The following is a 21,382-nucleotide window of genomic DNA, read 5'->3' as shown; positions in this document are numbered from 1 at the left end:
GATCCGTTCTTATTTATTTTCAAATAAGCTTGTGGAATGAAGCGGCTGTACACGAGCTTTCGGGTCCATGTAAGCTTTCGCGTTGTTCACAGCAGTTGGTGCTTCACCAAATCCGCTTGCGATTAATTTGACTTTTCCTTCATACGTACAGATGTCTCCTGCCGCATAGAAGCCTTCGATGTTTGTTTCCATCGTGGATTTGACCACGATAGAGTTCTTTTCGATTTCAAGGCCCCATTGTTTGATTGGTCCAAGGGAGGAAACAAAACCGAAGTTGACGATCACGTCGTCCACATCTAGTACTTGTTTTTTATCGCCTTTCACTTCTTCAAGCACAATTTGTTCAATGCGGTCTTCCCCAATGAGCTCAGTTGGCACAAATGGTGTCAGTACATTGACTTTCGAGTTGTGCAAGTTTTCTACACTATGCTCATGTGCACGGAATTTATCACGACGGTGAATAATCGATACTTCTTTTGCGATTGGCTCAAGCATCAGTGCCCAGTCGACCGCAGAGTCTCCGCCGCCAAGAACAGCAACACGTCTGCCAGCGAATTGGTTCAAGTCATTGATGAAGTAATGCAGGTTGCTTCCTTCAAATGATTCTGCAGTATCTAGCTCAAGCTTTCTCGGTTGGAATGCACCGTTACCAGCTGTAATGATGATCGTTTTTGAATAATGAACCTCTTGATTCGTAACGAGTTTGAAGATACCGTCTGCTTGTTTTTCAACCGTTTCCACAGCTTGCTCTAAGCAAATGGTTTGATCAAATTTATCCATTTGTTCCTTTAAATTATCAACTAATTCTTGTGCGCGGATTTTTGGGAAACCAGCCACATCATAAATGTATTTTTCAGGGTAAAGAGCGGATAGTTGACCGCCGAGCTGAGGAAGGCTTTCAATGATTTTCACACTTGCCTGTCTCATGCCTCCGTAAAACGCAGTAAACAATCCGACTGGGCCGCCCCCGATAACGGTAATGTCATATACCTTAGAATCTTCTTGCATTCCTTAATCCTCCCAAATGAAAATTGTTATCACTATATCATATCATACCACATATCGTCGTTTGACTTGTTTTGAAAAACTTGTCGTTTTTTGATGCCGATGCTGTGAAAAGGGGAAAAAAGAGAGAAAGACCGTTTATCCTAAGGATTTTCAGTTTAAAGCCTTGAAAAAAGGAGCAGAACTCGCTATTATTGTTAAGGGAACTAAATATTAATTTTTTATGAATTTTTGTCGGATACGGTCAAATGCTTTCGTTTTTTGTAGGTGAAAGTTCAGATTTTCACATACTTATTTTTTTGTTTAAATTTCATAAAATGCCGCAAAGCGGTTGAGAATAACGATATGTAATTCTTTATCCGTTTTACAGCAAATTTAAAAAAGGTGGATGTGATTCCAGTGAATAAACCGAAAATCGTTGTATTAGGTGCAGGTTATGGCGGATTAATGACTGTAACAAGATTAACAAAACAGCTTGGCACAAATGATGCGGACATTACTCTTGTGAACAAGCATAATTATCATTACGAAACAACATGGTTACATGAAGCAAGTGCAGGTACTCTTCATCATGACCGTTGTCGTTATCAAATCAAAGATGTGATTAACAGTTCCCGTGTCAACTTTGTACAAGCAACAGTTGAAAGCATTAATAAGGAAGAGAAGAAAGTTGTGACATCAGATGGCGAACTTTCTTATGACTACCTTGTTGTTGCGCTTGGTGCTGTTCCTGAAACTTTTGGTATTGCAGGACTGAAAGAATATGCATTCTCAATCTCTAACATCAACTCTGCTCGTCAGCTTCGTGAGCACATTGAACTTCAATTTGCGACATATAATACGGAAGCCGAAAAGCGTCCAGAGCGTCTGACAATCGTTGTCGGCGGTGCAGGCTTCACAGGTATTGAGTTCCTTGGTGAGCTTGGAAACCGTGTACCTGAGCTTTGCAAAGAGTATGATATTGATCAAAAAGACGTGCGTATTATCTGTGTAGAAGCTGCACCAACAGCTCTTCCAGGATTCGATCCTGAATTGATCGACTATGCGATGAACTACCTTCAAGGTAAAGGTGTTGAGTTCAAAATCGGTACAGCGATCAAAGAATGTACGCCTGAAGGCATCATTGTTGGAAAAGACGATGATACAGAAGAAATCAAAGCTGAAACTGTTGTATGGGCTGCTGGTGTACGTGGTAACCCAATCGTTGAAGAAGCTGGATTTGAAAACATGCGCGGCCGCGTAAAAGTGTCTCCAGATCTTCGTGTACCAGAAAATGAAGATGTATTCATCATCGGTGACTGCTCATTAATCATCAATGAAGAAATTAATCGTCCATACCCACCTACTGCACAAATTGCGATGCAGCAAGGTGAAACAGTAGCGAAAAACCTTGCAGCACTAGTAAAAGGTGGTACGCTAGAAAGCTTTAAGCCAGACATCAAAGGAACAGTTGCTTCTCTTGGTGAACACGACGCTGTAGGTGTTGCGTTTGGTAAAAAACTTCAAGGAACAAAAGCTTCTGCAATGAAAAAAATCATCGACAACCGTTCATTATTCATGGTTGGCGGACCAGGACTTGTTCTGAAAAAAGGAAAATTCAAGTTCTTCTAAACCGATATAGACAAAAACGTGTATCCTTGTGGTACACGTTTTTTAATGTTTGACGGAATATTTTCTCACTTGGTACTGGACAGAAAAATATGTTATGATGAATTATCAGAAAATTTAGATTAAGGAGTGAGCAATATGAATGCACAAACGAAAGAAAAAAAGTCAACTTGTCAGTATTGTTCAGGAAAAGGATACTTTCAGTTATTGCTCGGCGGATCAGAAACATGTGAGGAATGTAAAGGGACAGGAAAGAAGCATTAATCTTACGGCTTTTTCCATTGATTGACTTCATCTCTATTTCCAAGTTAAACTAATGATGGGATATTTGGGGGTGGAGATGAAGTGATCAGTTTACCAGTCGTTATCATTTCAGTTATTTTATTTTTCGTGTTATTCTTCGGCATTGGCTTTTTGCTGAATATGCTGCTGAGAATGTCATGGATTATGGCAATTTTATATCCAATTGTATGCCTTTTCATTATCAATAATCAAAAGATGATTGCTTATGTAAGAGAACCAGGCATTGCTTTTTCCGGGATAGGAGACCGCATCGTTTCTCTTGCTGCGGCAGATATCATTATTTTATTAAGTGGTCTAATTGGTGCCATTGCCTCAGGTTTTGTCATTAATGCCCTTCGTAAAAGAGGCTATCAAATGTTTTAACTCACTTGTCTATACGCAAGTGGGTTTTTTTGTTTCTCCTTTGCATAGTTTCCATTTTGTTTGGAAACAAATAGATGGGTAGAGGAGTGACAAATAGAAATGAAAACATGGATGAAACGATTGTTCATGACAGTTCTGTTTATGCTTGCCTTGATGACAAGCTTTACGGGCATATCTGGCGTAGAACCAAGTGATTTAGCTGCATGGGTGAAAGAGACCGATGCCGGTAAGCACGTATCTTCTTTTTTAAAGCATCCAAAAAGGCAGACGATGGCGGTGAAAAGTGACGAATTGCGTGCTGTTTCTCTCGAAGAAGCATTTAATTGGAACGATTATCCGAAGCAAAAGGTTGTCGCCACAGGTTATACAGCAGGTGTAGAATCAACAGGTAAGACGAAAGAACATCATGCATATGGCATTACATATTCAGGCGTCAAAGTAAAACGTGATTTATATTCAACCGTTGCAGCGGACCCATCTGTCTTTCCGATAGGAACTGTCCTGTTTATCCCCAATTATGGCTATGGTGTAGTCGCAGATACTGGGAAAGCGATTAAAGGTCATAAGCTTGATTTATATTATGAAACGGTTGATGATGTGTATAGAGAATGGGGTAAAAAAGTGCTGGACGTTTATGTGATTAAAAAGGGTGAAGGAACGCTGACAGAAAAAGACTTAAATCAGTTGAATGAAGCAGAATCGATGCAAGTGTTCCGGCAGCAGTTTCAAGCCAATAAAGAATAAAAAAGCTTTGGATCTCAAAAGGTCCAAAGCTTTTTCGTTTCTACATGAAGTAATAATCTAAGATGAGTGTGAGCAAAATTCCTGTTAAGCCGCCGAAGAAGACTTCAATCGGCTTATGCCCAAGAAGCTCTTTCAATTTCTTTTGCTTCTCTTTTTCTTCCGCACTTGGGAAGTTCTTTGCCTCGGCAACAAACCGGTTAAAATCTGTGACCAGTTTGTTCAGGACAGTTGCTTGTTCTCCTGCCTGTCTGCGAACACCTGTCGCATCAAACATCGTAATAATGGCAAAGATGGCGGAAATGGCAAAAATAGATGTTCCTAGCCCGTGCTCTAAAGCAACTGCTGTTGAGAGTGCTGTTACTGCTGCGGAGTGTGAACTTGGCATTCCGCCTGTGCTTGTAATGAGCGACCAATCTAGTCGTCTAGAAATGATAAATTGAATCGGTACTTTTACAAATTGTGCAAAAAAGATGGCTGCAAGGCTGGCAAGCAGCGGAAAATTCGTCAGTACGCTCATGAACAAGAAACATCCTCTCTTTAAGAAAAAATAACGTGCGAAATGATAAAGTATTTACCCTAGTAAGATAAAAAAATGATGGCAGTAAGAACTGTTGCCAAGTCCATGTTCATTATAACATTAAAGAAAGTAGATGTGGAACGAGGAGACCATGGACAGGTTGCTATGGATCGCTGCCGCTTTTTCATGATGCCCTTCCGCGTGCCAAAATATAAATGTTCTTCAAGGGAAGACAGGCTGGCAATGATCGTATCAGCACATAAATTTTGATATAATAGAAGTTCCAATGTGAAATATGGAGTTCATTGAAGGAGCGTGTGATAAATATGTTTTTCTCGACAAATGAGTTGCAACATAAAGATACACTGGCCATCGGACTTTTTCAAAAGAGCCAATTATCAGGAAAAGCAAAAGAAATGGATGAGTTACATGGAGGAAGAATCACTGAATTATTAAAAGAAGGCGATATTTCGTCCAAGCGAAATCAGCTTTCGAAATTTTTCCCATCCCCTGAAACCGGCATTAAACGTATTTATTTTGTCGGGCTTGGGAAGGAGTCAGATTACACGTTTGAAGAGGCAAAGGAAGTGTTTGCGCATTTATTTAAAAAGCTTCATCAAGATAAAAAGCAAGCAGTTTCGGTTTTGCTTGATACATTCACAGGAAAGGATCTGCCTGTTCAAGATGCAGCCCATGCCCTTTCTGAAAGCTGCCTTTTAGCTACATATGAATTACAAGATTTTAAACATAAAACGAATGAACCGGATCGCTTTATCGAATTTGTTTATGCAACAACGGATCATGATGCTGCCGAAATTCAGGCAAGTTTGAAAGTGGGCGAAGTCTACGGACAATCGGTCAATTCGGCTCGTACACTTGTGAATATGCCGCCGAACATGCTCACGTCCTCTGATCTTGCATCCTATGCGGCAGAGCTTGCTTATAAATATGAATTCGAGATTGAAATTTTAGATAAAGAACAAATGGAAGAGCTCGGAATGGGCGGTATTCTAGCCGTTAATAGAGGCTCAACAGAACCACCGAAGCTGATTGTATTGAAATATCAAGGCAAGGAAGAATGGACAGACGTCATCGGTCTTGTCGGTAAAGGCATTACGTATGATACAGGTGGGTATTCCTTAAAGCCAAGAGCAAGTATGGTGGGGATGAAAACAGATATGGGCGGATCAGCCTCTGTTTTAGGTGCAATGGAAATCATCGGTGAACTTCGTCCAGAGCAGAATGTCATTGCGGTCATCGCCTCAACAGATAATATGGTCTCAGCAGATGCGATGAAGCCAGATGACGTCATTGTCTCACTAAGCGGCAAAACAATTGAAGTGCTTAACACGGATGCAGAAGGTCGGCTTGTTTTAGCAGATGGTGTGACCTATGCGAAGCAGCATGGTGCCTCTGTGCTTGTGGATGTTGCGACACTAACAGGCGGTGTCATTGTGGCACTTGGGAATGAGACAACAGGCGTGATGACCAATAACGATGAACTGTATGCCCAGTTTAAAGAGGCATCAGAAGAATGTGGGGAAATGATTTGGCAGCTGCCAATCACCGAAAAAGATAAAAAACGAGTAAGAAACAGCAAAATGGCTGATCTGAATAACTCACCAGGTCGTGATGGTCATGCGATCATGGCAGGTGCATTCATTGGGGAATTCGCTGAAGATACCCCTTGGGTTCACTTAGATATTGCAGGAACAGCCACGACAGAAAAGCCTTCATGCTTTGGTCCAACAGGAGCAACAGGTGTGATGGTCAGATCATTAGCAACATTTGTGGAACGATTTGAACCGAAGAAATAAAGACCGAAGCTCTGCCAACTGGCAGAGCTTTTTATGTAGGACATACGCCATTTGACGAAGTAAATTTTCTATGGTAACATACGTTGGTACTTTAATTATCTACTACATTAGTAAACTAAAGGATTTCGGAGGTTTCACCATGAATGCAGTTGTTTTAGCGGTTGTTTTAATGTTGATATTAAGCTTGCTGCGGGTCAATGTCGTGATTGCGCTGGCACTTGGCGCTTTAGCGGGCGGACTTGCAGGTGGATTAGGTCTAGGGGGAACAGTTCAAGCGTTCACTGACGGTCTTGGCGGAAATGCGACAGTGGCGATTAGTTACGCACTATTAGGTGCATTCGCAGCCGCACTGACGAAAACGGGTCTTCCTGATGCCATGGTCGAAGGAGCTGTGAAGCTTCTTGGAAAAGAAGGCGATTCAAGAAGAAAAACATTATCAAAAGTGCTCATTATTCTGGTCATTTTGATTGTATCTTGTTTTTCTCAAAACGTTGTTCCTGTTCATATTGCCTTTATTCCGGTCTTAATCCCGCCATTATTAAAGGTGTTTAACGAGCTTCAAATTGACCGCAGACTGCTAGCATGTGTGATGACTTTCGGACTTACTGCACCATATATTTTGCTTCCGGTCGGTTTTGGACAGATTTTTCACGGAATGCTTCGTGACAACATGAAAGATGCAGGTTTAACAGTGAATTTAGCAGACATTCCGTATGCGATGCTGATTCCTGTAGGCGGCATGGTTGTTGGCTTGATCGTTTCACTCTTTGTCTATCGTAAGCCAAAAACATATGAGAATCGTGACATTACGGATGTAGAAAAATCAGCATATACAAAAAAGAGCTTATTCTTTGCTGGACTTGCGATCCTTGTATCACTTATTGTTCAGTTATATCTCTCTCAAAGTCTTGGAGTCGAAGGGATGATCTTCGGTGCGCTTGCAGGCTTGCTTGTCTTGTTTGTAACTGGAATGATGAAACGTGATGAAGCAGATGCGCTGATTACATCTGGCATGAACATGATGGCATTTATCGGATTTGTCATGCTTGTTGCAGCTGGATTTGCCAATGTTTTAACGAAAACAGGAGATATTGAATCTCTCGTCAAGGCGTCTTCTCAATTTATCGGAAACAGCCAAAGCTTAGCGGCTATTTTAATGCTATTGGTGGGTCTGCTAGTGACAATGGGCATTGGCTCATCATTTGCAACGATTCCGATTATTACGACGATCTTTGTCCCGCTTTGTTTACACTTAGGATTCAGCCCGATGGCGACTATTGCGATTATTGGTTCAGCTGCGGCGGTAGGAGATGCAGGTTCACCTGCAAGCGACAGTACACTTGGACCAACATCTGGACTGAATATGGATGGACAGCATCACCACATTTGGGGTACATGTGTCCCAACATTCGCCTTTTATAATATCCCGCTCGTCTTGTTCGGCTGGCTTGCGGCAATTATGCTATAAATGAAAAAAGGTTCCTTACTCATAGAGTAAAGGAACCTTTTCTGATATTAGGAAGCTGTTTGTTCTTTTCGAAAGGATGTGGCTTTTGAAACCGATCGATAAATTTTAGGTGCCAGCATCGCAAGGAGGATGGTCAGCGCGTAGTCTTTTACCATAAACCACATCATGAAGAACCATGTGGTTTGATAAGAGATTGGTGCGTTCAGCCATACATTTAATGCGATGTACGTATAAGTTGTCCCGATCACATACATCACGGTCGTTCCTGCAATGGCTGCAAATAAAAAGCGGCCAAAACCAGGGTTTTGTCTTTTTTCAAGAATGAATCCGGCAAACCATGCAGCAGGAATGTATGATAACACAAAGCCACCGCTTTTTCCTAAAATAACGCCGAGACCCGCCGAGAACTGTGCGAATACAGGTGCACCAGCGATCCCAACAAGAGCATAGACAATCATGGCCAATGCGCCAAGTCGTCTGCCCAGCAAAAGACCAGCAAGCACACAAAAAAACGGCTGCATCGTAAGTGGGATTCCGCCGACCTGTAAAAATGGCACAATGGATGTGATATTGGCTCCGATAGCCATGAGTGCAGCAAACATCCCGACGAGCACAAAGTCAGCTGTTCTTGTCTTCTTTTGCATGATATTTCCCCCTGTCTTATCTGTACAAATAGATTAAGGGGAAGAGGTTCTTTTGTCAACTCATTTTTATTTTAGGTTAACAATAAAACCCGCCCCTGAAAAGGGCGGGCTAGATATTAAGCTTCGGTCATGGAAGAGGTTTCAAGGGCTTTACTAACAGGCACATAATCATAGCCGAGATCACGAGCGACAGCTTCATAGGTGATATGTCCGTTCATCACATTGACGCCTTCAGCAATCGCCTTGTTTTCTTTGATCGCTTTTGCAGCGCCTTTATTTGCAATCTGCAGTGCGTATGGGACTGTGACATTTGTTAAAGCAACTGTCGATGTTCTCGGAACCGCTCCGGGCATATTGGCAACAGCATAATGTAAAATGCCATGCTTTTCATAAGTAGGCTGATCATGTGTTGTGATATGATCGATTGTTTCCACAATCCCGCCTTGGTCAATGGCTACATCGACAATGACAGAACCAGGCTTCATTTGTTTCACCATTTCTTCTGTGACAAGGGTTGGAGCTTTAGCACCTGGGATGAGAACTGCACAAATGAGCAGGTCTGCCTCGCTCACTGAATCTGCAATGTTAACAGGATTAGACATTAACGTTTTCATTTGATGACCAAACTGATCGTCCAGCTGACGTAATCGTTCCGCATTTACATCAATAAGGGTGACATCTGCGCCAAGTCCGATCGCCATTTTCGCTGCATTTGTTCCAACAACGCCGCCGCCAATAATGGTGACTTTCCCTCTCGATACTCCTGGCACGCCGGCGAGCAAAATGCCTTTTCCGCCTTTTGGCTTTTCTAAAAATTGAGCACCAATCTGAGCAGCCATTCTACCTGCTACTTCAGACATTGGCGTTAATAGAGGGAGTGATTTTCCGTCCGTTACCGTTTCATAAGCAATGGCTGTTACACCTTTTTGTTTTAATGCTTCAGCCAAGGAGGGCTCTGCTGCAAGGTGCAAGTACGTAAATAAGATCAGACCTTCTCTGAAATAAGCATATTCTTCAGGTAATGGTTCTTTTACCTTCATAATCATATCAGAAGATGCCCACACATCTTTCGCTTGATGAAGAATCTCTGCACCAACAGATACATAATCGTCATCAGTGAAACCGCTTCCAAAACCAGCGTTCGTTTCAATTAAAATCTGGTGTCCAGCTGAAAGCAATTGAGATGCTGCTCCTGGTGTTAATGCGACCCGGTTTTCATTGTTCTTAATCTCTTTCGGAATGCCGATGATCATATCAATTCCTCCTATGCTTATCTATTGATATTGTATGTCTAGTGTATCCTGAAAGTTTAGAAAATTCTTCGGTTGAATGAAAAAATTAAAAAACGCCTCTTTGTGAAATTTCACAAAGGGACGTTTTTTAGCTTCATATCAAGATAAATGGTCATTTTCTCATTCATGTTTTTTAAATCAATTTCTGCAATGTCCGTAATCCGCTTCAGTCTGTAATTCAATGTGTTGATATGAATATTTAACTGCTTTGCGGCGATATTGGCGTTGCTGTCACAATCAATAAACCGTTCAAGGGTCTCGACGAGGTTGGAATGATGCCTGAGATCGTAATCCTCAAGCTTTGATAAAGAGTAACTGGAATAAGACGATCCCTTTCGTTTTTCAGCAAGCACATCTAAGTATTGATAAATACCCAGTTCAGAAAAGCTGTTTAATTGTTCTGTTTCCACAGGAAAGCGTTCTTTTGTTTTTAAGACGGCCAGTGCTTCTTTATAGGATGGCTGAATATGAGTAATGTGATCGTAAATTCCACCAATGGCCGCTTGAACGTCATGGAGCTGATACCGATCAGACAACTGCTTTAGCATGCCGCTTGTGAATTGTTTAATATCTTGAAGCGGATGTTCTGTTTTTGGCGAGACAAGAATAATGAATTCGTTAAAATCAACAGTCGTTAACAGCACCTGCACTTGTTGCGTTGTTTCAAGCAGATAGGAGAGCTTCTTTTCCGTATCTTCAGTGAGTTCATCACGAAGGCGAAAGATAATAATGGCATACGTGTCTGGACACCTCATCCCAAGTCTCAAGAAGAGATCAAGCATCTCATCCTTTTCATGAATATGTCCTGTGAGCATCTTCCAAAATAGCTCCTGATTGCGTTCTTCTGTTTTCGTTTTTCGAATTTGTAAATTGAGTAATTTGTTTTTCACGGCATGTGCTGCCATCTTGAGAAGGTCCATTTCTTCATCTGAAAAAGGCTGCGTGGATTCAATTGCCCAGATAAAGCCGAGCACCTCTTTGTCTTTCCATATGGAAATGGCAACCCTGCTGGATAGACCGACTTCTGCAATTTGAGGTACGCGAAGCGGTTCATCTGTTTTAAGGAGTGTAGGAATGATACCGTCTTTCCAAAGCCGATTAATGACTTTTTCCGGTACACGGCGGGAGATAATGGTTGAAGTTCTGGCGGGATCAGTGAAATCATTATGTGTGCTATAGGCTAATAATCGATGATGAGTATCTTCTATAGTAATAGGGCAATTGAGCACATCACTAATTTGGTCTGCCACATCCTCTAAACGATCAAGGCTATACTTAAATGGATCTGTCTTTTTTGTCATAAAAAACCCCTGCTTTTTCGAATATTTCACGTACTTACATTATGAAGAGAATCAGGTACGTAAATCAACAAAAAAATGCCATAAACATTAAAAAAACAAAAAGCTTGAAAAATGAGCACATTGGTCATGCGTTGATCACAAAAAGAAATAGTACAATAATAATGTAGTAAAAAATCAATAGGCGGAAAGATTCATGGAAGTGCACGCCCTTTTATTAAGAATATATGACCAAAAAACTGTTAAATACTAGATAAAGAGCGAAAAAACAGTAATTCCATAGACTCATTTTGTAAAATAAAAACAGATTTGTTTGACTGTGTATCATTTCTGTTTTTATAATAATAACGTCAAAAAATAAGTGGATTAGCCCATTATATGGCGGCTATGCACGGGAGGTAATGAGGAATATGTCAGGAATTATTCGCGTAACCCCAGAAGAACTAAGAGCGACCGCTAAGCAATATGGTGTTGAAAGTCAAGAAGTGTTAAACCAAGTTGATCGTCTAAATAGAATGATCTCTGACCTAAAAGGAATGTGGGAAGGTGCTTCTAGTGAAGCATTCGCTGATCAATACGAACAGCTTAAACCTTCATTCATCAAAATGTCTGATCTATTAACAGATGTCAGCAATCAGCTTGATCAAACTGCAAATACACTTGAAAGCACTGACCAAGACATCGCTAGCCAAATCCGCGGCTAATCAAAGGGATTTCCTTTCTAAGTGTGAAAAGCAGAAAAAGCGCCGAGTCTGTCAGTTGATGCCGGCGCTCTTTCTATTTTGTGAGGTGGAAATTTGTGTATATCGATATTACCATCGACTTAAAAAACTATGATGGCAGTGTGTTTGATTTGAGACTATCAAATTATTTACATATTAAACAAGTCATCCATATCGCCTGGCAGGCAAAACAAATCTCACTACCTAAACGAGATGGCGGATGGGTGCGTGTAGTCAATAAGAAAGCTGTGTTTTCAGGCGAATATAAGCTGTCAGACTGTGGAATCACCACAGGAGACAGGCTGGAAATACTATGAAAGGACTTTTGTAAATGGCAGATAAAAAGAGTTCCTATTTAGAAGAACAATTAGAAGCAGTCATGAAAAAAGAGGAAGGCACTTACACCTTCATTTTTCAAAGAGAGACAATTAAACTCTTAGACGGTTTAGAAGCGGCACCGATTAAAGACATCAATCCTTCATTTAAAAAAGAGATCCAATTAACCGAAGGTGAGGTCATCATTTCGATTCAACCGCCTCCTGCCTATCAGGAATTTCGTTTCATCCATGCAAAGGATGAAAAAAGCAAATGGATTTTTTCATACCAGCTTGTCGATGCAGTGTGCAAACACGACGTGAAGCGGCTGCATCCTATTGTTTCTCCTGAAAACATTGTTTTTCATCAAGGCTTAGCGCCTGCATTTTTGCATTACGGGGTTAAAGAAAGCATCCCGCCATATGAAACCGACCAACATCGTCTGTTAAAAGAGGTCAAAGCCGTCATTCTTCGAGTGGTGGACCATGAATATCAGTTTCAAGAATATTTGGCTTATCATGATACGTTGAAATTATCTGAGCTGGCAAAGGAAATAAGTGATACACAGTCACTGGAAGAATTGTCTGCTTTGATTCAACAAAAAATAGAAGCCATCGAAGCAAAAGAAAAGACGCTCTTAACCATTCCAAAAAAGAAATGGAAGATCGAACGATACATTGGACTTGGTCTCCTTGTTCTTTTGATTCCTGCATTGGTGTATACCATTTACACGTTCTTTTTCGCCATGCCGAAACAAGAAGCGTATGTGGAAGCGAACAAGTATTATCTCAACAAACAGTACAGCCAAGTGGTGGATACGCTCGAAAAATACAAAGCCGATCAAATGCCAGTCTCTCTTCAATATGAACTGGCCATTTCGTATGTGCAAACGAATCAAGGGAATCTATTGCTTGACCAGCACAAAAAAGAAATCACGGATACGTACACATTGCAGACTGACCCGCAATACTTCCTGTTCTGGATTCATATTGGACAAGGCAATAGCAAGGAAGCTCTGGATATTGCAAGGGTGCTCGGGGACGACCGATACATATTCACAGCACTCGTCGCCTACCGCAATGAAATTCAAAATGACGACAGCCTATCTGCTGAAGAAAAACAAAAACAGCTAGATCCAATCATTAAGGAAATGGCGAAGTATGAAGAAAAAGAAACAACGGAGACGAGCACCAATGACTCCTCAGATGCAAGTCAAACAGATGAAACAGCTGAACAAAAAGAGCAGTCAAAAGCCGATCAGGAGAAAAAAGAGAAAGAATCTGATGCAAAAAAGAAAACCTCTCAGACGAAAAAAGATGAGAAAAAATAATTCTTTCGATACAACTGACAGTTGGTGCTGTCCGATGAGGAGGTGGAGCGTTTGAGTCTTCTATGGGTTTTTTATGAGGAAGATTATCAAACCGTCCGTTTAGATGAGCAGTTCAACCGAGAAGCTGTGATTGGACCTGAAATAGAGCATACAGTAACGATTCCTTCCCTTTCGTTTGATGAAGGGTTGATTCGTTTATCTCCAGATGAAACGAATGACGGCTTTTCTCTTTATCAGGGCGAAAAAAAGAAAGGTCACTTACTTCCACATGAACCATATCAGATTGGTTCACTCACACTCATGTTGATGGATTCACATCATGATCAATCCATTTATTACCTAGGAAATAGAGTCGAAGTGACTATTTCAAGTGAAGAAATAGATGAAGCGGATGTGTGGAAAGAACAAGCTCATTCAATGTTTCAAGATGCCAAATCCTTCACGTTGGAAAAAATAGAAGGCACTTGGTATGTCATTCCCCAAGATGAGACGATCTATGTGAACGGGAAACAGTTGCACGGTCAACAGCAGCTTCTTGCTGGAGATGAGCTGTTTTGGAACTTTTTGACGTTGTCATTGAAAGATGATGATTTATTGCAAGTAACAGCATTTGAACCATTTCAAACACGTTTAGAAAAAACAAGGCCGCCGAGTACCGAAACGAAACAAAAATATCCTTTATATAGACGAACACCACGTTTGATTTACGATCTGCCAGATGACCGGGTGTCTTTCAGCTTTCCTTCACAGGAGAGTGAAAATAATGGCAGAGGACTTTGGCTCGTGGTTCTTCCACCGCTTGTCATGCTGATTGTCATGGGGATCGTGGCCCTTGTACAGCCGCGAGGCATCTTTATTGTCGTGTCGATGGCGATGTTTATTATGACGTTAATTACTTCGTCCGTTCAATATTTTAAAGAGAAATCACAGCGCAAAAGACGAGAAGAGAAGCGGCAACGCGTTTACTCGCTTTACTTAGAAAATAAGCGGAAAGAGCTGCAAGAGCTGTATGACCGTCAACAATTTATTTTAACGTATCATTATCCGTCTTTTGAACAAATGAAATATTTGACGTCAGAAATCAGCGGGCGTATTTGGGAAAAGACGCTTGTCAGTGATGATTTTTTACAGCTGCGTCTCGGGACAGGTGCAGTTCCTTCAAGTTATGAATTATCGACGAGCGGCGGCGATATGGCCAATCGTGACATCGATGACTTAATGGAACAAACACAGCATATGCAAAACGTCTATCGCGAGGTAAAAGATGTACCGATTACGTTCGGTCTTGCGGACGGTCCAACCGGATTAATAGGAAAACCGGCAATTGTCAAAAATGAGCTTCACCAGCTTGTCGGCCAGCTTGCTTTCTCGCACAGCTATCATGATTTGAGATTTGTTTTTATCTTTAATGAACAGGAGTATGAGAACTGGGAATGGATGAAATGGCTGCCGCACTTCCAACTTCCTCATACATACGGGAAAGGGTTTATATATAACGAACAAACACGTGATCAGCTCTTGTCTTCTATTTATGAAATTTTGCGAGAGCGTGATCTGGAAGAGGAAAAAGAGAAAAAAATCTTTACGCCTCACTTTGTGTTTATCGTGACAAACCATGAACTCATTGCGGAACACGTGATTTTAGAATACCTAGAAGGCAGCCGGACGGATTTAGGCATCTCAATTATCTTTGCGGCAGAAACAAAGGAAAGCTTGGCTGAAAATATTTCAACGCTTGTTCGTTACATTAACGAAGAAGAAGGAGATATTCTCATTCAGCATAAGAAGGCCGTACGAATTCCATTTCAGCTGGATGCACATGAGCGAGCGGACAATGAGCTGTTTGCCAGAACCTTAAGAACATTAGATCATCAAGTCGGGATGACCAACTCAATTCCAGAAACGGTCTCCTTCCTTGACCTGTTTCATGCCAAGCAGGTAGATGACATTGGCATTCGTGAAAAATGGCTGACATCTGAAACAGCAAAGTCATTATCTGTGCCTATCGGTTATAAAGGAAAAAACGATATTGTCGATCTGAATCTGCATGAAAAAGCACATGGCCCACATGGTCTATTAGCAGGAACAACGGGATCAGGAAAAAGTGAGTTTTTACAGACGTATATTTTATCCTTGGCTGTACACTTTCACCCGCATGAAGTGGCGTTCCTGCTCATTGATTACAAAGGAGGCGGAATGGCACAGCCGTTCCGAAATATTCCACACTTACTTGGTACGATCACAAACATTGAAGGCAGCAAAAACTTTAGTGAAAGAGCGCTTGCCTCTATTAAAAGTGAACTGAAGAAAAGGCAGCGCTTGTTTGATCAGTATCATGTGAATCATATCAATGACTATACGAAACTCTATAAAGAGAAAAAGGCGGAACAGGCGATGCCTCATTTGTTCTTAATCTCTGATGAGTTTGCTGAATTAAAAAGTGAAGAGCCAGATTTTATTAGAGAGCTTGTCAGTGCTGCGCGGATTGGACGAAGTCTCGGTGTCCATCTCATTTTGGCGACACAAAAGCCTGGCGGGGTCATTGATGATCAAATTTGGAGTAACTCCCGCTTTAAAGTCGCATTAAAGGTACAAGATGCATCAGACAGTAAGGAAATTTTGAAAAATAGTGATGCAGCGTCGATTACCGTGACAGGTCGTGGATATTTACAAGTGGGGAACAATGAAATCTATGAATTATTCCAGTCGGCTTGGAGCGGTGCACCGTATATGGAAGATGGCTACGGATCAGAAGATGACATCGCCATTGTAACGGACACTGGACTGATCCCATTATCAGGGGTAAGTACAGAGCCGGCTGTGAAAAAAGAGACAGTGACGGAAATTTCCGCTGTTGTGGATGAAATTGAACGTATGCAGCAGGAGCTTGGAATTGAAAAGCTTCCGAGTCCATGGCTTCCACCGCTTGAAGAACGGATTCCGAAAACACGTTATGCATCAAGTGAAGAGCACGTCTTCCATTTCGCTCTTGTCGATGAGCCAGATCAGCAAAGCCAGCATCCACTTTCTTATCAAATGATGGAGGATGGAAATATTGGCATCTTCGGTTCATCCGGCTACGGCAAATCACTTGCTGCAACAACACTGCTTATGAGCTTCGCAGAAAGATATTCACCTGAAGAATGGCATGCATATATTTATGACTTCGGTAACGGCACCTTGCTACCGCTTGCCAAACTTCCGCATACGGCTGATTATTTCTTAATGGATCAAATGAGAAAGATTCAAAAGTCGATGAAGCGTCTTCGTGAAGAGGTTGAATATCGCAAGCGTTTATTTAGACAGCAGGAAATGAGTCATATCAAAATGTACAATGCGCTGAATGAGAAAAAGCTTCCATTCATATTTATCGTGATTGACAACTTTGACATTGTGAAAGACGAAATGCATGAACTCGAATCTGAATTTATTCAGTTAAGCCGTGATGGACAATCGTTAGGCATTTATTTCTTAATCACAGCGACTCGTGTCAACGCAGTCCGTCAATCTCTTATGAACAACTTGAAAACAAAGATTGTCCATTACTTAATGGATCAAGGAGAGGCATACTCCATCATTGGCAGACCGAAATTCAGCTTAGAGCCGATTCCAGGACGAGTCATTATCAACAAAGAAGAGCTTTACTTTGCCCAAATGTTCCTGCCAGTTGAAGGAGAGAACGATCTCGAATTGTTTGAGCATTTAAAACAAGAGATCCAGCTTCTTCATGATCGCTTTGAATCAGCTGAAAAACCAAAACCTGTACCAATGCTTCCTGATAAACTGACCATTTGGGAGCTAGAGAGTCGCTTAGAAGAACAAAAACAGCCGTATGACATTCCAGTCGGACTAGATGAGGAATCTGTTGCACCTGTTTACTTTGACTTGAAGAAGAATAAACACTGCCTCATCATCGGTCAAACGCAGCGAGGGAAAACAAATGTGACAAAGCTGATGCTTGATCAGCTATTAGTAGCAAAACCTGAGAAGCTGGCTGTCTTTGATTCGATTGATCGGGGGCTCTCTCATTATGCAAAAGAAGAGAACATTGATTACCTTGAAACAAAGGATGATATCACAGAATGGGCAGAGGAAATAGATCGTTTATTCAAGGTGCGTGAAGAGATGTACGTCGAAGCTGTGCGCCGAGGAGAGACTGATCAGTTGTCGTTCTCTCAAATTGTGCTTGTGATTGATGGCATTACGCGTTTTCAGCAGACAATCGACCCGCGTCTTCAAGATCAATTGGCTGATTTCATGAAGTCATATGCACACTTAGGCTTCAGCCTGATTGCGTCAGGAAATCATACCGAATTCAGTAAAGGCTATGATGCACTCACAAACGAAATCAAACAGGTTCGTCATGCCATGTTACTGATGAAAAAATCAGAGCAAAACATCATACCGCTTCCGTATGCAAGACAAGAACCAGAGATTCAGCCAGGCTTCGGATATTTGGTTGAAAACGGGAAAGAGAAGAAAATCCAGGTTCCTTTATGTGCGGTAGAAAGGAAGAGTGTTCAATGACAGAGCAGCAAAAAAGCTCCATCAAAATCGTGTCGACCATGATACTGATTCTCGTCTTGCCGGTTCTATTTTTCCATCTCATTGGGGATGATCCGGCAAAACAGAAAAAGAATGCCACACGTAACATTGCCGTGGTCAATGAGGATATGGGGGCGAGCGAAAGTGAAAATACCGCTCGTTTCGGACAGGATGTGGTGGCGGCATTATCAGAGCGTCCAGATTACACATGGACAGTCGTCAATCGAAGTGCGGCAGAAAATGGCCTGAAAAATAGAAAGTACGATGCAGTTCTCTATATTCCATCTGACTTCTCTAAAAATGTGCTGAGCTATGATAAGGATCATCCTGAGAAGGCATCTATCCAATTCTCAATCCAAGATCAGCTGAATGCAGTAAATAAAGAAAAAGTACAAAGAGAGCTAGAAAATGCTCAAAAGAAAATGAATGAACAAATGTCGACTTTATATTGGAGTTTTGTATCACAGGAAATCGGCAATGTCAGAGAAGAGTTTGAGCATATTGTTGGCAAAGAGGTCGAATTCCAAAACACGATGTACAACTTCTATAAGCCAAATTCAAACAAACTATCTGATGCCGTCCAGCAGCAGAAGAAACAAATAGAAGAACTAAAAAATGCGATGGCCGATTCACAAAAACAGTATAAAGACGGTTTAAGTACAACAGAAGAAGCGAAAAGCCAGCTGAAGGATTTCGTAAAAGTAGTCGATCAATATCAGCAGTATCAAGACAAACAAAAGGATCTCTTGATCAAAGCGCAATCGACAAGTAAAAAACAAATCCAGCAAGGACTCAAACAGCTTGCGGAGATTCAAAACCAAAATGCCCGCAGCTTTAGCGATCAAATGGGCGGACTCAAAACCGATATCAATGGGGTCCAAAATCAGCTTAAAACAACGGACAGCGCAATTCAATCTGTTCAAAAGGCAAGAGAAGACGCAATCCCTAAGCAATCGTCGGGATTAACGGACCTTGTGAAGGCGTCTCAAGAAGAGCTGTTGAAGAATTATGAAGGTCAATACTTAGAGGCCTATAAAAGTAAGATCATCGCCTTGCAGAATAAGCTAGAGACAAAAAGGCAAGAGCTAATCAACGCACCCGAGCAGCCAGCTGATCCTGATGATGACGGGCAATCAGATCAAGATAATGAGAACCCAGAAGAGATTGGCATTAACTTAGATGATGAAACAAATGAACTCTCGCAAATTTCATCGGAAATGAACGATCTAGCTGATCAATTAGAAGATCAGACTGCACCTCCTACTAATGAAGATGATAAAGAGGGGGAAAATGGTCAGGATGCTGTTCAGCCAGATAACAGCAGCACGAATCAATCAAAAGATGACCTAAAAGCACTGTCTAATCGTTTAGAAGAAGTGAAAAAGAAGATTCAAGAAAAAGCGACCGCTCATAACGACCAATTGAAGGACAAAGTAAGTCAAATGAGTAAGGAGCTTGAAAGCCTCACGAAAAAAGTAGAGAAGCTTGAAAAGATGATTCTGAGGTTACAAGATCGATATAACGTCATTCCGAATGAAATCAAAAATCAGGAATCCTCTATTTTAAACAGAGTGCAAGAGCTGAAACGAGTAAACTCGCCGATTGGCAACACTGTGAATACGAAAATATTTGATCAAGAGTTTAAAACAAATTCAACAAGCACCAAAAAGTTAATGGAATACTCCAATCAACTGTCTCAGCTAGAGATGATGCTTGGGAATCTATATCAACCAACAAACAACTCATCTCTACTAGACACAAAAGGAGATGAAATCCAGTCTATCCTTTCCATTAAAAAAGAAGAAACGGAAAACTGGGATACACTCAAAAATCAGATGCTGACGTCAAATGATGATGTGTCTACCTTTATTGATGAGATGCAAAAATTCTCAGATGGCTACGCAGAATACATTTCGACTCAGCAGGCAAGTATGGAACAGGAGTTAAATGCCATTTCTGAAAGTGCGGACACAGTAGCTGAACAAATGGCTGATCAAGGAGATGCGGTGTATACAGCAGACCTTGCGGGCAGTTCGATTGTTGTGAGTGCACAGGATTCAATTGGTCAGGAAGTGCTTCGTCTTTCTGAAAATATGAGCTCGTTAACCGACCGCCAAAAAGGGGTGGCCGATTATACGAATAATATTGAAGAAAGTGTCACAACCGTCCAAGAAAAAGCAGACACGTTGAACGAAAACTGGAGTAAGAATGTCAATTCTACGAAGCTTGTTCAACAAGATTTAAAGGGTATTTTAGGCAACACTTTAGACGATCAAGGCAACAGCAACTATGTGTATAACCATTTAGCTAATCCGCTGAAAATTAGCGGCGATGTGCCAGAAGAAAAAACGCAGACTGTACCGCCAGTAGTCATTTTGGTTATTGTGATGATCAGCAGTTTGTTGATTGGCTTTTTTAGCTCGTACTATGCGTCAGCGCCAATGCTGGTCAAAGGTGCACTCTTTGGTATTTTAAATCTGCTAGTCGGGCTCATGATCAGCCTGTTTGGACTCAACATTTACAAACTAGCTGATGACCAAGCCATTCAATGGTCGATCTTTACGATTTTGTTGCTAGTGGCATGCTCTGCCTTTATTCGCACAGCTTTCCTTTTCGGTTCAATTGCCGGATGGATGGCAGCAACGGTGCTTATTTTCTTCTTTGTTGCACCGTTAATTGATTTGGTCATGCCAAACTTCCATTTTACAAATCCAGTGACAGACGTGTATCTGTCCATCCAATATGGAAATGGAGACAACTTCGGTATGGGCATCACAGGGCTACTGATTTTAACGATATTGTTCATGGTCATTCCACTAGTGAAGAAGCTATGGAAAGACAAAACAGAGGAACGTGATGTCACTCATGAGGCTTAATCTATTCGTCAAAGGGATGGCACTTGGTGTCATATCCCTTTTTCTCCTCAGTCCTGCTGCTTTTGCTGCTACAGGTGAAGATACGGATACGAATGTCAAGCCGAATGAATATCAAGAAAAGAACCTCAATATTAATTCGAGTATATTGAGGGATCAAACGAAATACGAACAAAGCAAAACAACATCTAAAGTCAAAACGGACATTCACTTTGCTGACCCGCCTAAGACCTCTGGTGGTCAACTTTCGCCGCAGCTTTTTAGTGATCTGAAAGACAATCCGCCTAAAACGCCAGCTCGTATGATGAAAGAGATGGATATCTCTTTCAGCGATTCCGCTGTATCAACGCCTTCTGGCGATGATCATGAAAAGCAGAGATCGGCACTTCTGCCAATCATTTTTGGCATCTTGATCGCCTTTGGCATCATTGTCATGATCATTCTCATTCCAAAGGTGAATGTGAAGACGGAAAAGAAATAGCCTGCCTTATGAAAAGGGCAGGCTTTTCTTTATGCAGATTGCTTGATGTGATACCGA

At 41.4% G+C, this 21,382-nt stretch carries 17 protein-coding genes; 12 read left to right on the top strand and 5 right to left on the bottom strand.

Translation table 11 applies throughout. The features are described 5' to 3' along the window. Nucleotides 1-9 precede the first annotated feature (9 nt). A complete protein-coding gene (gene yumC, locus M2369_RS04145; RefSeq protein WP_039181175.1) occupies nucleotides 10-1,008 on the bottom strand; it encodes a ferredoxin--NADP reductase 2 in 999 nt (332 codons plus the stop codon). Between the two features lie 390 nt (nucleotides 1,009-1,398). Here yumC and M2369_RS04140 point away from each other — a divergent pair, with 390 nt between their 5' ends. The 4 genes from M2369_RS04140 to M2369_RS04125 all read left to right on the top strand — a co-directional run bounded on the left by M2369_RS04140 (nucleotide 1,399) and on the right by M2369_RS04125 (nucleotide 4,023). Continuing rightward, nucleotides 1,399-2,616 (top strand): NAD(P)/FAD-dependent oxidoreductase, encoded by a 1,218-nt coding sequence (locus M2369_RS04140; protein ID WP_160758061.1) that lies wholly within the window; start codon nucleotides 1,399-1,401, stop codon nucleotides 2,614-2,616. Between the two features lie 135 nt (nucleotides 2,617-2,751). Beyond that, nucleotides 2,752-2,877 carry a YuiA family protein gene (locus M2369_RS04135; protein WP_008346797.1) on the top strand — a complete coding sequence of 42 codons (126 nt, stop codon included), beginning with the start codon at nucleotides 2,752-2,754 and terminating at the stop codon, nucleotides 2,875-2,877. Nucleotides 2,878-2,958: 81 nt separating this feature from the next. Further along, a complete protein-coding gene (locus tag M2369_RS04130; protein WP_003212933.1) occupies nucleotides 2,959-3,279 on the top strand; it encodes a YuiB family protein in 321 nt (106 codons plus the stop codon). Between the two features lie 99 nt (nucleotides 3,280-3,378). After that, nucleotides 3,379-4,023 (top strand): 3D domain-containing protein, encoded by a 645-nt coding sequence (locus M2369_RS04125; RefSeq protein ID WP_100324821.1) that lies wholly within the window; start codon nucleotides 3,379-3,381, stop codon nucleotides 4,021-4,023. 40 nt (nucleotides 4,024-4,063) lie between these two features. On the opposite strand, the gene M2369_RS04120 is transcribed toward M2369_RS04125, so the two are convergent. Then, nucleotides 4,064-4,540 carry a divergent PAP2 family protein gene (locus tag M2369_RS04120; protein WP_024719744.1) on the bottom strand — a complete coding sequence of 159 codons (477 nt, stop codon included), beginning with the start codon at nucleotides 4,538-4,540 and terminating at the stop codon, nucleotides 4,064-4,066. 326 nt (nucleotides 4,541-4,866) lie between these two features. On the opposite strand from M2369_RS04120, the gene M2369_RS04115 reads away from it, so the two are divergent. Together M2369_RS04115 and M2369_RS04110 are read left to right on the top strand one after the other, a co-directional pair. Further along, nucleotides 4,867-6,357: a leucyl aminopeptidase gene (locus M2369_RS04115; protein ID WP_008346787.1), complete on the top strand. Its 1,491-nt coding sequence runs from the start codon at nucleotides 4,867-4,869 to the stop codon at nucleotides 6,355-6,357. 139 nt (nucleotides 6,358-6,496) lie between these two features. Continuing rightward, the gene (locus M2369_RS04110; protein ID WP_024719743.1) at nucleotides 6,497-7,825 is read left to right on the top strand and encodes a Na+/H+ antiporter family protein; all 1,329 of its coding nucleotides are present in this window, start codon (nucleotides 6,497-6,499) and stop codon (nucleotides 7,823-7,825) included. 47 nt (nucleotides 7,826-7,872) lie between these two features. Here the strand turns inward: M2369_RS04110 and M2369_RS04105 are convergent, their stop codons facing one another. The 3 genes from M2369_RS04105 to M2369_RS04095 form a co-directional block, all read right to left on the bottom strand. Next, nucleotides 7,873-8,469 (bottom strand): biotin transporter BioY, encoded by a 597-nt coding sequence (locus tag M2369_RS04105; RefSeq protein WP_039168933.1) that lies wholly within the window; start codon nucleotides 8,467-8,469, stop codon nucleotides 7,873-7,875. A 116-nt stretch (nucleotides 8,470-8,585) separates the two neighbouring features. After that, a complete protein-coding gene (ald, locus tag M2369_RS04100) occupies nucleotides 8,586-9,722 on the bottom strand; it encodes an alanine dehydrogenase (RefSeq protein WP_259253404.1) in 1,137 nt (378 codons plus the stop codon). A 110-nt stretch (nucleotides 9,723-9,832) separates the two neighbouring features. Beyond that, nucleotides 9,833-11,062: a sporulation transcriptional activator AdeR gene (locus M2369_RS04095; RefSeq protein WP_008345900.1), complete on the bottom strand. Its 1,230-nt coding sequence runs from the start codon at nucleotides 11,060-11,062 to the stop codon at nucleotides 9,833-9,835. A 407-nt stretch (nucleotides 11,063-11,469) separates the two neighbouring features. Here M2369_RS04095 and M2369_RS04090 point away from each other — a divergent pair, with 407 nt between their 5' ends. From M2369_RS04090 to essA, 6 genes are all read left to right on the top strand, one after another. Then, nucleotides 11,470-11,763: a WXG100 family type VII secretion target gene (locus M2369_RS04090; RefSeq protein ID WP_003213769.1), complete on the top strand. Its 294-nt coding sequence runs from the start codon at nucleotides 11,470-11,472 to the stop codon at nucleotides 11,761-11,763. A 95-nt stretch (nucleotides 11,764-11,858) separates the two neighbouring features. Then, a complete protein-coding gene (gene yukD, locus M2369_RS04085; RefSeq protein ID WP_008345897.1) occupies nucleotides 11,859-12,098 on the top strand; it encodes an ESX secretion system protein YukD in 240 nt (79 codons plus the stop codon). A gap of 14 nt (nucleotides 12,099-12,112) precedes the next feature. Continuing rightward, nucleotides 12,113-13,426, top strand: a complete 1,314-nt coding sequence (essB, locus tag M2369_RS04080) for a type VII secretion protein EssB (protein WP_008345895.1) — start codon at nucleotides 12,113-12,115, stop codon at nucleotides 13,424-13,426. Nucleotides 13,427-13,477: 51 nt separating this feature from the next. Continuing rightward, entirely contained in the window at nucleotides 13,478-17,953 is a 4,476-nt protein-coding gene (essC, locus tag M2369_RS04075) for a type VII secretion protein EssC (RefSeq protein ID WP_259253403.1), read from the top strand. Beyond that, a complete protein-coding gene (gene esaA, locus M2369_RS04070; protein ID WP_259253402.1) occupies nucleotides 17,950-20,847 on the top strand; it encodes a type VII secretion protein EsaA in 2,898 nt (965 codons plus the stop codon). The genes essC and esaA overlap by 4 nt, the downstream gene beginning before the upstream one ends. Further along, nucleotides 20,828-21,325, top strand: a complete 498-nt coding sequence (gene essA / locus M2369_RS04065) for a type VII secretion protein EssA (protein ID WP_072368217.1) — start codon at nucleotides 20,828-20,830, stop codon at nucleotides 21,323-21,325. Before esaA ends, essA begins: the two co-directional genes overlap by 20 nt. Nucleotides 21,326-21,382: the final 57 nt, after the last annotated feature.

Source organism: Bacillus sp. JUb11, assembly GCF_024807925.1.
GTDB lineage: Bacteria > Bacillota > Bacilli > Bacillales > Bacillaceae > Bacillus > Bacillus altitudinis.
Note: the sequence above shows the minus strand (reverse complement) of the source record. Positions and strands in the feature narration are given on the sequence as shown.

Coding starts and splice junctions, on each gene's coding strand:
- M2369_RS04135 (WP_008346797.1), top strand. CDS start 2,752: ATGAATGCACAAACGAAAGAAAAAAAGTCAACTTGTCAGTATTGTTCA.
- ald (WP_259253404.1), bottom strand. CDS start 9,722: ATGATCATCGGCATTCCGAAAGAGATTAAGAACAATGAAAACCGGGTC.
- M2369_RS04110 (WP_024719743.1), top strand. CDS start 6,497: ATGAATGCAGTTGTTTTAGCGGTTGTTTTAATGTTGATATTAAGCTTG.
- M2369_RS04105 (WP_039168933.1), bottom strand. CDS start 8,469: ATGCAAAAGAAGACAAGAACAGCTGACTTTGTGCTCGTCGGGATGTTT.
- M2369_RS04090 (WP_003213769.1), top strand. CDS start 11,470: ATGTCAGGAATTATTCGCGTAACCCCAGAAGAACTAAGAGCGACCGCT.
- essA (WP_072368217.1), top strand. CDS start 20,828: ATGTCACTCATGAGGCTTAATCTATTCGTCAAAGGGATGGCACTTGGT.
- M2369_RS04115 (WP_008346787.1), top strand. CDS start 4,867: ATGTTTTTCTCGACAAATGAGTTGCAACATAAAGATACACTGGCCATC.
- essB (WP_008345895.1), top strand. CDS start 12,113: ATGGCAGATAAAAAGAGTTCCTATTTAGAAGAACAATTAGAAGCAGTC.
- yumC (WP_039181175.1), bottom strand. CDS start 1,008: ATGCAAGAAGATTCTAAGGTATATGACATTACCGTTATCGGGGGCGGC.
- esaA (WP_259253402.1), top strand. CDS start 17,950: ATGACAGAGCAGCAAAAAAGCTCCATCAAAATCGTGTCGACCATGATA.
- M2369_RS04095 (WP_008345900.1), bottom strand. CDS start 11,062: ATGACAAAAAAGACAGATCCATTTAAGTATAGCCTTGATCGTTTAGAG.
- M2369_RS04125 (WP_100324821.1), top strand. CDS start 3,379: ATGAAAACATGGATGAAACGATTGTTCATGACAGTTCTGTTTATGCTT.
- M2369_RS04120 (WP_024719744.1), bottom strand. CDS start 4,540: ATGAGCGTACTGACGAATTTTCCGCTGCTTGCCAGCCTTGCAGCCATC.